This is a genomic window from Prevotella denticola (genome assembly GCF_900454835.1).
GTDB lineage: Bacteria > Bacteroidota > Bacteroidia > Bacteroidales > Bacteroidaceae > Prevotella > Prevotella denticola.
This window is the reverse complement of record NZ_UGTM01000002.1, coordinates 858,859-873,564: the sequence shown is the minus strand read 5'-3', so window position 1 is coordinate 873,564 and position 14,706 is coordinate 858,859. Positions and strand designations below refer to the sequence as shown.

Sequence of the window (14,706 nt, the reverse complement as noted above, 5' to 3'; positions counted from 1 at the left end):
AGCAATTCACAACCTTCGATGAAGCCGTCGCCTAACTATGACAATTGTGCTTGCTACTGCAAAGATACACATTTTGAAGCAATTCACAACCAATCTTCAGATTAATCGAGAGGCTAATCAATTGTGCTTGCTACTGCAAAGATACACATTTTGAAGCAATTCACAACTACCGCTCTCGAAATCACCGAAGACCAAATATTGTGCTTGCTACTGCAAAGATACACATTTTGAAGCAATTCACAACCCGTACGAAGCAGCTGTGCTTCGTTCTCCTATTGTGCTTGCTACTGCAAAGATACACATTTTGAAGCAATTCACAACTCCTTTGTCTCGTGTTAATCCTGCTGTTCTATTGTGCTTGCTACTGCAAAGATACACATTTTGAAGCAATTCACAACCGTATCGACAATAAGACTAAAGCTCAGTTGATTGTGCTTGCTACTGCAAAGATACACATTTTGAAGCAATTCACAACGTGCCTCTCAAGTCTGCTGATCTTGCTTTCATTGTGCTTGCTACTGCAAAGATACACATTTTGAAGCAATTCACAACCATCCACAGAGCAGAGTAAGGAACAAAGAAATTGTGCTTGCTACTGCAAAGATACACATTTTGAAGCAATTCACAACACTGGGTGTCCGGTATTTCTACCGATATTATTGTGCTTGCTACTGCAAAGATACACATTTTGAAGCAATTCACAACCCAGTGACCTGAATCGTAAATTACGCCCAGATTGTGCTTGCTACTGCAAAGATACACATTTTGAAGCAATTCACAACTGAAAACACAAAAAAAAATCTTAATCAACTATTGTGCTTGCTACTGCAAAGATACACATTTTGAAGCAATTCACAACGGCATCACACCATTACGAACTAACTGGCGAATTGTGCTTGCTACTGCAAAGATACACATTTTGAAGCAATTCACAACGTGTACTCTGTGCCACTCTTTACATCCTCTATTGTGCTTGCTACTGCAAAGATACACATTTTGAAGCAATTCACAACACAAGTGCAATCTCAACCGCCAAAGGCTTTATTGTGCTTGCTACTGCAAAGATACACATTTTGAAGCAATTCACAACGAGGACGGCACATACTTTCGAGACGAAGTAATTGTGCTTGCTACTGCAAAGATACACATTTTGAAGCAATTCACAACTACAGCGCACAGTTATCCGCTATTAGTGAATTGTGCTTGCTACTGCAAAGATACACATTTTGAAGCAATTCACAACTAAAACACAATAGTTATGAGCGTGTTAGTTATTGTGCTTGCTACTGCAAAGATACACATTTTGAAGCAATTCACAACATAACGAGCGTTTACTTGCCTTATCTTATATTGTGCTTGCTACTGCAAAGATACACATTTTGAAGCAATTCACAACACTTTCTCAAGAGGAACACCAGATTTGACAATTGTGCTTGCTACTGCAAAGATACACATTTTGAAGCAATTCACAACGATGAATTCAAATCCTGTTAGTGCCTTGCCATTGTGCTTGCTACTGCAAAGATACACATTTTGAAGCAATTCACAACGAATAATCCAAAGAACCATAAGACGATTCAATTGTGCTTGCTACTGCAAAGATACACATTTTGAAGCAATTCACAACTCGTGCGCTTGCCTATGCTTGATTTGCCTGATTGTGCTTGCTACTGCAAAGATACACATTTTGAAGCAATTCACAACACCCAAAGTCGGTCTTAACCTCTGTCTCATATTGTGCTTGCTACTGCAAAGATACACATTTTGAAGCAATTCACAACCGGCACGTTCCTCACCTCGGTAGACCCTTCATTGTGCTTGCTACTGCAAAGATACACATTTTGAAGCAATTCACAACCCCTGTATCATACGCTTGTAAACGTTCTGCATTGTGCTTGCTACTGCAAAGATACACATTTTGAAGCAATTCACAACGCTGGAGCAGGATCACCTGGAGCAGCTGGAATTGTGCTTGCTACTGCAAAGATACACATTTTGAAGCAATTCACAACTCAAGCCAAACGTGTTCTTTTCCCACTGCAATTGTGCTTGCTACTGCAAAGATACACATTTTGAAGCAATTCACAACGCCATAGACGGAATAGCTTCTATAGCGGCTATTGTGCTTGCTACTGCAAAGATACACATTTTGAAGCAATTCACAACAGCCCAAGAGCGGCAACCACGGCGACGGAGATTGTGCTTGCTACTGCAAAGATACATATTTTGAAGCAATTCACAACCCAGCTCATCGAGGAGATAGCCAGTGTCTATTGTGCTTGCTACTGCAAAGATACACATTTTGAAGCAATTCACAACTGGTGTAAATGCTGACGGTGAGATTGCTGAATTGTGCTTGCTACTGCAAAGATACACATTTTGAAGCAATTCACAACAAGACAGGAAGCGACAACGATGGCAAGAAGATTGTGCTTGCTACTGCAAAGATACACATTTTGAAGCAATTCACAACGTAAGCATTTTACACTTGATTATGAGGTTATTGTGCTTGCTACTGCAAAGATACACATTTTGAAGCAATTCACAACTATCATAAATCCTTATACTCATGAGGTTATATTGTGCTTGCTACTGCAAAGATACACATTTTGAAGCAATTCACAACTCTTTTTGGTGGCGGAATGTCTTCTTCTGCATTGTGCTTGCTACTGCAAAGATACACATTTTGAAGCAATTCACAACTTAAGCCTGATGAGCCTGCTGAGCCTGCTGATTGTGCTTGCTACTGCAAAGATACACATTTTGAAGCAATTCACAACTTGCCCTAACTTACAGAAGTAAATAATCCTATTGTGCTTGCTACTGCAAAGATACACATTTTGAAGCAATTCACAACCTCTTTTCGGTTGGTTTTTCCGGCGCTGTCATTGTGCTTGCTACTGCAAAGATACACATTTTGAAGCAATTCACAACACAATATTGAAAATTACCAGATGCTTTCTAATTGTGCTTGCTACTGCAAAGATACACATTTTGAAGCAATTCACAACGCGTTGTGAACAGCATCGGGAAAAGTACAAATTGTGCTTGCTACTGCAAAGATACACATTTTGAAGCAATTCACAACAAAGATCCGCATTCAATCAGACAGATATCTATTGTGCTTGCTACTGCAAAGATACACATTTTGAAGCAATTCACAACCCATCAGAAGAATCATGCGACATACGATGAATTGTGCTTGCTACTGCAAAGATACACATTTTGAAGCAATTCACAACAACCTGATGTTGAGTCTTTCAATGTTGATTATTGTGCTTGCTACTGCAAAGATACACATTTTGAAGCAATTCACAACTGAATCCATCTGAGCGTTTTCGTTTTTCAGATTGTGCTTGCTACTGCAAAGATACACATTTTGAAGCAATTCACAACTAGATGACCGCACTTATTACAGCCTCAGAAATTGTGCTTGCTACTGCAAAGATACACATTTTGAAGCAATTCACAACTCATGAAGCGTACTGTAGATGGCTATAGTAATTGTGCTTGCTACTGCAAAGATACACATTTTGAAGCAATTCACAACATGTCTTCCTCCGCCCAAAAGCGTTCTAATATTGTGCTTGCTACTGCAAAGATACACATTTTGAAGTAATTCACAACCTTTTGTAGCCTGCTTTAACTCTGCTATCTATTGTGCTTGCTACTGCAAAGATACACATTTTGAAGCAATTCACAACGATGTTGTTTTTGGGCGTGCGCAGAGGTTAATTGTGCTTGCTACTGCAAAGATACACATTTTGAAGCAATTCACAACAAAACGTGAAAGGGTTACTATTAGGCGAAGATTGTGCTTGCTACTGCAAAGATACACATTTTGAAGCAATTCACAACGTAATAGAATACTTACAGATACACGGAAAATTGTGCTTGCTACTGCAAAGATACACATTTTGAAGCAATTCACAACCACCAAACGGACGACTTTGTAAGCTTAAACTCGTGTTTTGACTTTTGGTCGGTCTTGCCTGCTGCCTTACAGATTTATTCCTGGCTTTCAGTTGAATGGCGTAGTTGGCTTTCAGGAATGTGTAGTTGGCTGCTGCGTAGAGCGTATAGGCTTGCTGCGAAGGGATGACCGTTTGCCGAATCCATAAATCATCTCCGTTTCCTGCACTTATGTTTATTGGAGGCTGTCCGATAAAACTCAAACAGCATGATCCCCCTGTGCAATCTCTTTTGAACAGACCATTCCGCATTGTCTTCGGAAAAGTAATCCCCCTGATGAAATAAGTTCTGCCGGCACAGCTCTTCGCCAGCTGCAAGTTGGCTCCCCTCCCGGCAATATATGGCATGGTGCGGGCCATCAACACGCCCGGTGTCTGTCGGCAACTCCATAAGTGTCTGGCATCAGCACATCTGCAGGAAAGGCCGGTTTAATCCAGTCACTATCCTATACAGCAAGACACTGATGGCTGACTTATGCAAATGCCTGCCGAGCAGCACTGATATTCATTCGGGTTCGGTTACCGAAGACATATAATGCCGGCATTTGCTGTATGTTATAAGCCTCTGTTTTATTTCCTGTCGATGCACGGAAGAACTCCTTTCCTCTACCGATTCCAAGATACGAAAGCCATTATGCTTGCTGCTGCAAAGATATACATTCTGAAGCAATTCACGACTGAGGAGTTTCATTATCACGGTGCTGTGGGATTGTATGGAAGCGTGGAAGCACAAATGGTGAATGGTGAAAGTGCCGCTTTTTTCTTTTATCTCTTTGCCATGTCTGGGATTTTTCGTACTTTTGCACGTATTTCGGAATAAAACAACATATCGATATAATGAAGATTTCATATAAATGGCTTAAGGAATACGTCGATTTTGACCTGACCCCGCAGGAGACGGCAGACGCACTGACGTCTACGGGACTTGAGGTTGATGCACTGGACGAGGTGGAAACAATACGTGGAGGACTGAAAGGACTCTTCGTTGGCAAAGTGTTGACCTGTGAGGCGCACCCCAACTCTGACCATCTCCACGTGACAACCGTCGACCTCGGCAAGGGCGAACCGCAGCAGATTGTGTGTGGCGCACCGAATGTGGCTGCAGGACAGAAAGTCATTGTGGCTGATCTGGGCTGCGTGCTCTATGACGGCGACAAGGAATTCACCATCAAGAAGAGTAAGCTGCGTGGTGTGGAGAGCCTCGGTATGATCTGTGCTGAGGATGAAATCGGTGTCGGCGCAAGCCATGACGGCATTATCGTACTGCCGGAGGATGCACCTGTCGGACAGCCTGCCGCCGAGTATTATCATCTGGACAGCGACTGGCTGATTGACATAGACATCACGGCCAACCGTGCGGATGCGCTGAGCCATTACGGTGTGGCCCGTGACCTCTATGCCTGGCTGACGCAGAATGGTTACAAGACATCGCTTCATCGTCCGGACTGCAGTGCCTTCAGGGTTGACAACCACGACCTTCCTATCGATGTGACCATCGAGAATACGGATGCCTGCCGGCGCTACGCCTGTCTGAGCATAACCGACTGCGAAGTGAAGGAAAGCCCGAAGTGGCTGAAGGACAAACTGAATGTCATCGGTCTGCGCCCGATCAACAATATTGTCGATATTACCAATTACATCATGATGGCCTACGGACAGCCGATGCATTGCTTTGATGCGGACATGGTCAAGGGGCATCATATCATCGTCAAAGACAAGAACGAAGGTAAGAAATTTGTCACCCTGGACGGAGAAGAACATACGCTCGGGGAGCACGACCTCGCTATCTGCAATGCGGAAGAACCGATGTGCATAGCCGGTGTTTTCGGCGGGAAGGGTAGCGGGACCTACGAGACAACGAAGAACGTCGTGCTGGAGAGTGCTTATTTCCATCCGACATGGATCCGCAAGAGCGCGCGCCGGCATGGCCTTTCGACTGATGCCAGCTTCCGGTTCGAGCGCGGTATTGACCCGAACGGGACTGTCTATGCATTAAAGCAGGCGGCTATCCTCTGCAAGGAACTGGCCGGTGGCAAGATTAGCATGGAAGTCCGTGATGAATATCCGACGAAGATGGAGGATTTCCCCGTCCGTCTGAACTATGAATATTGCGACCGCCTCATCGGCAAGAAACTGGGCCACGAAACCATCAGGCACATTGCCGAGAGCCTTGAAATGCGGGTGCAGAAGGAAGATGCCGAGGGGCTTGACCTGCTTGTTCCTGCCTATCGCGTAGACGTCCAGCGTCCGTGTGATGTGGTCGAGGATATTCTCCGTATCTACGGATACAACAACGTGGAGATTCCGACAGAGCTGAAGTCATCGCTCACGATTGCGGAAGAAGCCGACAGGAACTACCATCGGGAGAACATCATCGGCGAGCAGCTGGTGGGCGAGGGCTTCTCTGAAATCATGAACAACTCCCTCTCTAAGAGTTCCTATTATGAGGAAACAGAACTCAATGCCTATCCCTGGGAGGAGACGGTAAAGGTAATGAATCCCCTGTCGGCTGACCTGGGCGTAATGCGCCAGACGCTTCTCTTCGGCGGTCTGGAGAGCATTGTCCGTAATGTGAACCGCAAGGCACAGAACCTGCGCTTCTTCGAGGTGGGCAATGTCTATAAATATAATAAGGAGAAATGGACGGAGGAAAGTCCCGTCAAGGCTTATGTGCAGGACTATCATATGGCATTATGGGTGACTGGAAAGCGTGTGCAGGGTTCGTGGGCACACCCTGACGAGGAGAGTTCTTTCTATGAACTGAAGGCATACGTTGAGAATATTCTCCACCGTATCGGCGTCGCACAGGGCCTGCTCGTCAGCGAGAAATCCGATAACAATGTGTTCGACAAGGCGATTGCCTTGAAGACACGGGCCGGTAAGGTGCTGGTGGAAATGGGTATTCTCAGCTACAGGCTCCTGAAGAGTTTCGGCCTTGAGCAGAAGGTTTACTATGCCGAACTGGATTGGGCCGGGCTGATGAAGGCCATCCGCAAGAACAGACTCCAGTTCCAGGAAATATCCAAGTATCCGGCTGTCAGCCGTGACCTTGCACTGCTGGTTGACGACAAAGTAGAGTTCGTACAGATTGAGGAGATTGCCCGTCAGACCGATAAGAAGCAGCTGAAGCGTGTCGAACTCTTCGATGTCTATCAGGGAAAGAATCTGCCGGAGGGCAAGAAGAGCTATGCTGTCAATTTCATTCTTCAGGACGAGAGCAAGACGCTCAACGACAAGGCGATTGATGCCATCATGCAGAAACTAATCAAGAATTTAACAAATAAACTCGGAGCAGAACTCCGTTAACAGACAAATCCAATGGGTAGAGCATTTGAATATCGCAAAGCTACTAAGCTCAAGAGATGGGGTCACATGGCCCGTACATTCACCAAGTTAGGCAAGGAAATCGCCATCGCTGTCAAGGCAGGCGGTCCGGAGCCTGAGAACAACCCGCGTCTTCGTGCCATCATCGCTACTTGCAAGCGTGAGAATATGCCGAAGGACAATATCCAGCGTGCCATCAAGAATGCGATGGGCAAGGACCAGAGCGACTACAAAGAAGTTCCTTACGAGGGTTATGGACCTCATGGCATTGCCGTGTTCGTTGATACTTTGACGGACAATACGACACGTACGGTCGCCGATGTCCGCTCAGTTTTCAACAAGTTCAATGGCAATCTCGGCACGCAGGGGTCTCTTAGCTTTCTCTTCGACCATAAGGCTGTCTTCACTTTCAAGAAGAAAGAGGGAGTGGACATGGATGAGCTGATTCTCGATCTGATTGACTACGGAGTCGATGATGAGTATGATGAGGATGACGAAGAGAATGAAATTACTATCTACGGTGAGCCTACCAGCTTCGGCGATATTCAGAAGCACTTGGAGGACAACGGCTTCGAGATTACTTCTGCCGAGTTCACCCGTATTCCCAACGATCTGAAGGACGTGACGCCTGAACAGAGGGAGACGATTGACAAGATGGTCGAGAAGCTGGAAGACTTCGACGATGTGCAGAACGTCTATACGAATATGCGGCCGGCAGAAGAGGAAGAAGCGTAATCTTTCGTCTCCTCTGTGTAAGGGGGTGAAGACATTTGAAACAAAAAAAGAGCAGTCTATACACGAAGTATGCACTGCTCTTTTTCGTTCCCTATGGTTGTAATCTTAAGACGGCACGGGAAATCACAATCCTGTAAGATAGTGGTTGTCTGTCCCGTAAGTGTCCGACATTAGTACTTGACTTCTTTTCCCGAATCGGGACTACACAAGTTCCACCTTGTCCATCTCCTGCTCCTTGTCGCAGTAATGGCACTTGAGAATTCCGTGTGCCTTGTCAACAATGTGGAAAATCGTGTCCATCGGTTCGTTGTTCGTGATGCACTTGGGGTTATTGCATTTTACGATGCTCCGAAGCTCGTCCGGTGTCACCACCTTCTTCTTCTCTACCACTTCATAGTCATTAATGATGTTCAGCACCACGTTCGGTGCCACGACCGACAGACGGGAGATTTCATCATCCGTGAAGAACTTGTCGCTCACCTTGATGATTCCCTTTGTGCCTACCATCTTCGATGAGAAGTTATAGCCGATGGTGACAGGCGTGGAGAGCTTCTGGAGCTGTAATAGGTTGACCACCTGAAAGGTTTTTTCAGCTGGGATATGATCAATGACGGTGCCGTTCTCAATGGCGGCTACCAGGCGTTCTTTCTTTGACATATTGAATAGAGAAGCCCCACCCGGTCTCCCAAACGATGAGGAGTGCCTACGGATGTTATCGGGCCGATTTACTTGTTAACTCACAGGCACTATGAGCATATATCTTATTTTTCTTGTGTTATCTTTATCCGGTCGAAGATGTCGCCCGCCGTCGCTCCGATGTACAGACAGCGCAGCTTGCCGCTTGTGTTGGGCTGGATGGTGATATGATAAACGTTTTTCTTCACTTCCACATCATACCAGTCATGTCTGATATGAAGAAAATCCTGTCCGATCACCGTGGCATGGACTGTCGTGTCGGCGGTTTTCACATCTGTGAGCCACGGATGATGATAGTTCGTGCAGGTCAGCCTGAAAGAGCCGCCCCGGGCAGGAACGGTCATGTCCTTGGGATTACCCGGAAGTTCCGATGTCCATTCCATAGGTGACCACCGTTCGTCTTCTTCGGTCGCAGAACAGCTGCAGACAGCTGCAAGGAAGAGTGATATAAGGACGGGAAATGTGATTGGCTTTATTCTGTGCATATCAGTTCCATTCAATTTGAGGACCTCACTCCAGAATCGTTCTGTCGTTCTTTACATCCTCCAGTGATATTCCGAGGCAGTGGCAGAAGATAGCCTCACGGGCAAAGAGACCGTTACGCGCCTGCTGGATAAAGTAAGCGTGTGGACTTTCATCCACATCGTAAGCAATCTCGTTGACACGAGGCAGCGGATGGAGAATCTTCATGTTCGGCCGTGCCTGCGAGAGCATATCGCGCCGGAGAATGTAGACGTTCTTCACCCGTTCGTATTCCATCAGGTCGGAAAACCGTTCCTTCTGCACACGTGTCATGTAGAGAATATCGGCATTGGCTATCACATCCGGCGTGAAAGTCTCATGCTCTTCAAAGCGGATGCCATGCTCACGGCAGTAGAGCTTGTACTCTTCCGGCATGGCGAGTTCCTTAGGGGCGATGAAGTGAAACGTCGGGTTGAAATGCCGCATTGCCATGATGAGCGAGTGGACGGTCCGGCCGTATTTGAGGTCGCCGACAAGATAAATATTCAGATTCTCAAGCGTACCCTGCGTCTGATAGATCGTGTAGAGGTCGAGCAGACACTGTGAGGGATGCTGGTGTGCCCCGTCTCCGGCGTTGATGATCGGCACCGGTGCAACCTCGGAAGCATACTGTGCAGCCCCCTCTATATAATGTCGCATGACGATGGCGTCTGCATAATTGGAGACCATGAGAATGGTGTCTTTCAGCGTTTCTCCCTTGCTGACACTCGATACTTTTGCGTCAGTGAAGCCGATGACACGTGCGCCGAGCCGGTTGGCGGCAGTCTCAAAACTGAGGCGGGTTCGTGTAGAAGGCTCATAGAAGAGCGTTGCGATCACCTTTCCTTTGAGCAGCTCGCGGTTCGGATGCCGCTCGAATTCCCGGGCCATCCTGATGAGGTAGAGCAGCTGGTCACGGTCCAATCCTTGGATATTCACAAGGTCATGCTTTTCCATATTCTGTTTGTGATGTTTTGGTTCTTTCCGTTTGTAAAGGTACGTATTAATTTTCTTTCCATCAAAGCATGGAAAAGGAAATATCCATCAGCAGTAAAAAAATATCCATTTATTTTGCTTATCCATTGATTTACATTATCTTTGCATAATATTTTCACAGTTTATGAGAAGGCATTTCGTACATTTCCTCTGGGGATTCCTCATAGTTCTTTTAGGCTCCATCTCCGTGTTCTTCGTTTCAGTATGGAATGGATGGGTGGGCTACATGCCTGATATGGAAGAGCTTTCCGATCCAATCGACAAGTTTGCCTCTCAGGTCTATTCGTCTGACCAGCAGCTCATCGGGACATGGAACCAAGACAACAACAACCGTGTGGCAATCGACTACAACGGTCTGTCGCCGCATCTTGTCCATGCGCTTGTTGCCACGGAGGACGAACGGTTCTACGAGCATTCGGGCATCGACTTCATCGCTCTGGGACGTGCCATCGTGAAGCGTGGTGTGATGCGTCAGGCGAGTGCGGGCGGTGGTTCGACCATCACACAGCAGCTGGCAAAGCAGCTCTTCTCCGAGAAAGCGCACAGTACACTGGAACGTCTCTTGCAGAAACCTATTGAATGGATTATCGCCGTCAAGCTGGAGCGCCACTTCACAAAGGAGGAAATTCTGGCAATGTACTTCAATTACTTCGACTTCCTACATAATGCCGTTGGCATCAAGCGGGCAGCCAATGTCTATTTCAACAAGGAACCGCGCAATCTGAACGTGACGGAGTCGGCCCTGTTGGTAGGGCTTTGCAAGAACCCGTCCATGTTCAATCCGCTCCGCCATCCGGAACGTTGCCTGCAGCGTCGCAACGTGGTCTTGATGCAGATGGTGAAGTCCGGCTATGTCACGAAGGACGAATATGCGGAACTGTCGCAGCGTCCGCTGGGCATACACTTCACAAAGGCCAAGCCTGTGAACGGTTCGGCTGACTATTTCCAGGCTTTCCTCCGCCAGTACATGATGGCCAGAAAACCCGAGCGTGAGAACTACCAGACGTGGCAGAACCGCCAGTTCGTACTTGACTCCATCGCCTGGGAACAGGACCCGCTCTACGGGTGGTGCAACAAGAACACGAAGCGTAACGGCGAACCTTACAATGTGAATACGGACGGACTGCGTATCTATACGACCATTGATACCCGAATGCAGCAGTATGCCGAGGAGGCGGTGCGCAAGCATGTGGGCGGTTATCTGCAGGCACAGTTCAATCTTGCCAGCCGCTACAAGAAGAATGCTCCGTTCTCGTCGAACATCTCCCGCCGTACCATCAAGGAGATACTGAACCGTTCCTGCCGCCAGAGCCTGCGCTACCAGCGCATGAAGGAACAGGGAGCTACACCGGAAGAAATCAAACGCAGCTTCCGCACACCTCACGAGATGACGCTTTTCACCTACCACGGTGATATAGACACGGTGATGACGCCGATAGACTCCATCCGCTATTACAAGTCATTCCTGCGTGCTGCATTCATGAGCATGGACCCGCATACGGGAGCCGTGAAGGCTTATGTGGGGGGGATTGACTACCAGCACTTCAAGTATGATGTCGTGATGGGCGGCCGGAGGCAGGTGGGTTCGACCATCAAGCCTTATCTCTATGCACTTGCCATGCAGAACGGCATGACCCCGTGTACATTGGCTCCGAACGTACAGCGCACTTACGGCGGATGGACACCTCGTAACGGATCGCATGCCAGGTACGGCCAGGAAGTGCCGCTGCGGTGGGGCTTGCAGCAGTCTAACAACTGGATTTCAGCTTACCTGATCAATCTGCTCGGACCGTCACAGTTTGTCAATATCCTACATGACTTCGGTCTGAACAATCCTGACATAGACAAGAACGCAGGCCCCGTACTCTGCCTTGGACCGTGTGAAGCCTCCGTCGGTGAGATGACAAGTGCCTATACCACCTTCGCCAACGGCGGAATCCGTTGCGCACCGCTTTTTGTCACGAAGATAGAAGACAGCCATGGAAACGTCATCGCAAAGTTCCAGCCGCTGATGACCGAGGTTATCTCAGAAGTCAGCTCCTATCAGATGATTGACATGCTGCGTGCCGTCATTCAGGGCGGTACGGGAAGCCGGCTGCGCTATGCCTATCACCTCACGGCGGATATAGGCGGCAAGACGGGTACGACGAACAACAATGCCGATGGCTGGTTCATGGGCATCACGCCCGATCTTGTCAGTGGCTGCTGGGTAGGCGGTGAGGACCGGGACATCCATTTCGACAACACTTCGATGGGGCAGGGGGCCACGACCGCCCTTCCTGTGTGGGCTTACTATATGCAAAGCGTCTACGCCGACAGGCGGTTGGGTTACAGACAGACTGCGAAGTTTGCCGTCCCTGCCAAGTTCAATCCTTGCCAGACGACGGATACAATCAATGTGAACGGCATACAGGAAGAATATTTCTGAAACCGTCTGTCAGGTGCCTGCCGTTGTGTTTACAGCTTCGTCATATGATTAGCCCATGTGCCGCAGCTGTACGGCGGCAGTCTGTGATGGTAGATTTTTCGTGGGGTAGTCTACTAAAAAAAATCTTATACAGTTTAGATTGGTCAGGATGCTGACAATGAGGACAGAATTACCAACTGTTTACAACAAAAGTTTATTTCTCATTTGCTGTCACTTTTAACATCCTTCACTCATACATTGTTTATCAGTATGTTATATGCATTTACAGAGTGACAGGAAAATAAATTCACAGCAGACCGACCACAAGCGCACTTGCCGTGAATAAATGTCGGACTGTGTCTTATCTTAAAGCATATTCTTCTGCGGCAGACTCTTTATCAGGGGATATGATGTTTATCACAGAAAGCTTACTTTCAATAACAAACAACTTCTATCTGATTCTTATCATGCTTAACGTGATCCGTACTGAGCCTTGACACCATGGGTGTACACCCTCAGCACCTTTGGTGTTTGCCCTCGGCACACTGACAGGAAAGAATCAGTGTGGGGTGTAAATGATAAACCCATTAATTATATCTACAGGTTCGTGTGCTTGCTGCGCATTGTGTAGACTGTGCGGTGCAGGCATTCGCCGGCTTTTGAACATTCTGTGCCGGCGCAATGCACGAAGCCAGTGCCCAGCCGGCTGTATTCTTCTTGGGGCATGGGAAAGTTGAGAATTTAAGATTTGGAAACTGGTGTTAAAGGAACGGGGTGTCCGTCTATTCATAGTGCATGGACCGGGCAGGATGGATATGGCTGATAAGATAGCTCGGGGCAATGAGGACTCCGACACATACCAGCAGGGTAGCGAGGTTGAGGGCGATGATGAGCGGAATGTTCAGCTCTACGGGCACCGTACTGACGTAATAGGTCTGCGGGTCGAGTTTTACGAGCCCTGTCCATTTCTGCAGGAAGATGCAGCCCAGTGCGATGAGGTTGCCCCAGAAGAGTCCTCTTCCGATGATGAAGGCTGCAAACCAGAGGAAGATGTGACGTATCTGTCGGTTGTGCGAACCGAGCGCTTTTAGTATGCCGATCATCTGTGTGCGTTCGAGGATGATGATCAGCAGTCCGGAAATCATCGTGACACCGGCAACGGCGGTCATGAGCGCAAGAATGATCCACACGTTCATGTCCATCAGGTCGAGCCATGAGAAAATCTGCGGGTTCTGCTCAATGATGTTCTCGGAGGAGTAAGTTTCTCCATAGTGGTCGACAGTGTTCTTCACCTTCGCCAATACACGGAGGGAGACGGCATCGAGCTGCGAGAAATCATCTACCTGCAGCTCAGCTCCGCTGTACTGGTCAGGTTCCCAGCCGTTGAGTTTGTTGGCCGTGTACAGGTCGGTGAAGCATATCTGGGAGTCAAACTGCTTCATGTTCGTGGCATAGATGCCGGCTATCGTGAACCTTCGTGTGCGTACACCTTGCTTGTTGATGAAGTAGGCGAAGATACGCTGTCCGGCTTTTAGATCGAGTTTGTCGGCAATTGTTCTGGAGACGACCAGCTTCTGATGGCTCTTCGTGTCAGAGAAATGAGGCAGGCAGCCTTCCACCATGTTGTGATGGATGAAGGTGGAGTCGAAGTCGGGGCCTACCCCCTTCAGCACGATACCCAGAAAGTCATTGTCGGTCTTCAATATGCCCTGCGTATAGACATAACGCTGCACGTGCCTTACTCCCGGTACCGCCTTCAGTACCTTGATGAGGGAGTCGCTCACCTGAATGGGGTACTGCTCGGAGCTCTGCAGGGTAAGGAAGTCGGCGACGGTGATGTGGCTTCCGAAGCCCACCACCTTGTCACGGATGGTGTGTTTGAAGCCCAGCACGACGCAGACGGACACGATCATGACCGCCAGGCCGATGGCGACGCCAACGGTGGCAATGCGGATGGCCGGCTTCGACACTTTCCGTGTCTTGTCTCCTCCGTTGTATATCTTTCGGGCAATGAAAAGCGGATAGTTCATGCTTTGTGTCGGGGAATGGGGCGGGATGAACGATGATGAGCAGGGA

9 protein-coding genes and 1 CRISPR repeat array (1 of these 10 only partly in view) are annotated in these 14,706 nt (G+C 47.9%); of the genes, 4 read left to right on the top strand and 5 right to left on the bottom strand.

Annotation, left to right across the window (positions count from 1 at the left end):
- A CRISPR array of direct repeats spans nt 1–3,934; the repeat unit is 47 nt; unit sequence ATTGTGCTTGCTACTGCAAAGATACACATTTTGAAGCAATTCACAAC; it reaches 1,955 nt to the left of the window's first position.
- A gap of 572 nt (nt 3,935–4,506) precedes the next feature.
- Genes DYH27_RS11730 through DYH27_RS11720 form a run of 3 tightly spaced genes read left to right on the top strand, consistent with a single transcriptional unit; the run spans nt 4,507 to nt 8,030 of the window.
- Nucleotides 4,507–4,791, top strand: coding sequence for a hypothetical protein (locus DYH27_RS11730; RefSeq protein WP_081640775.1), 285 nt, complete (start codon nt 4,507–4,509; stop codon nt 4,789–4,791).
- 17 nt (nt 4,792–4,808) lie between these two features.
- A complete protein-coding gene (gene pheT / locus DYH27_RS11725; RefSeq protein ID WP_025067599.1) occupies nt 4,809–7,277 on the top strand; it encodes a phenylalanine--tRNA ligase subunit beta in 2,469 nt (822 codons plus the stop codon).
- Between the two features lie 12 nt (nt 7,278–7,289).
- Nucleotides 7,290–8,030: a YebC/PmpR family DNA-binding transcriptional regulator gene (locus tag DYH27_RS11720; protein ID WP_004352669.1), complete on the top strand. Its 741-nt coding sequence runs from the start codon at nt 7,290–7,292 to the stop codon at nt 8,028–8,030.
- A gap of 201 nt (nt 8,031–8,231) precedes the next feature.
- Here DYH27_RS11720 and pyrI read toward each other — a convergent pair whose 3' ends face one another.
- The 3 genes from pyrI to pyrB all read right to left on the bottom strand — a co-directional run bounded on the left by pyrI (nt 8,232) and on the right by pyrB (nt 10,184).
- On the bottom strand, nt 8,232–8,687 hold the full coding sequence (gene pyrI / locus DYH27_RS11715; protein ID WP_004352654.1) for an aspartate carbamoyltransferase regulatory subunit: 456 nt from the start codon (nt 8,685–8,687) through the stop codon (nt 8,232–8,234).
- Between the two features lie 104 nt (nt 8,688–8,791).
- Nucleotides 8,792–9,211, bottom strand: coding sequence for a hypothetical protein (locus DYH27_RS11710; RefSeq protein ID WP_231287419.1), 420 nt, complete (start codon nt 9,209–9,211; stop codon nt 8,792–8,794).
- A gap of 25 nt (nt 9,212–9,236) precedes the next feature.
- Nucleotides 9,237–10,184, bottom strand: coding sequence for an aspartate carbamoyltransferase (pyrB, locus tag DYH27_RS11705; RefSeq protein WP_029216532.1), 948 nt, complete (start codon nt 10,182–10,184; stop codon nt 9,237–9,239).
- A 163-nt stretch (nt 10,185–10,347) separates the two neighbouring features.
- Here pyrB and DYH27_RS11700 point away from each other — a divergent pair, with 163 nt between their 5' ends.
- Nucleotides 10,348–12,651 (top strand): transglycosylase domain-containing protein, encoded by a 2,304-nt coding sequence (locus tag DYH27_RS11700; protein ID WP_013672091.1) that lies wholly within the window; start codon nt 10,348–10,350, stop codon nt 12,649–12,651.
- A 576-nt stretch (nt 12,652–13,227) separates the two neighbouring features.
- On the opposite strand, the gene DYH27_RS13695 is transcribed toward DYH27_RS11700, so the two are convergent.
- Nucleotides 13,228–13,356, bottom strand: a complete 129-nt coding sequence (locus tag DYH27_RS13695) for a hypothetical protein (RefSeq protein ID WP_257881436.1) — start codon at nt 13,354–13,356, stop codon at nt 13,228–13,230.
- Nucleotides 13,357–13,412: 56 nt separating this feature from the next.
- On the bottom strand, nt 13,413–14,660 hold the full coding sequence (locus tag DYH27_RS11695) for an ABC transporter permease (RefSeq protein ID WP_025067598.1): 1,248 nt from the start codon (nt 14,658–14,660) through the stop codon (nt 13,413–13,415).
- Nucleotides 14,661–14,706 lie beyond the last annotated feature (46 nt).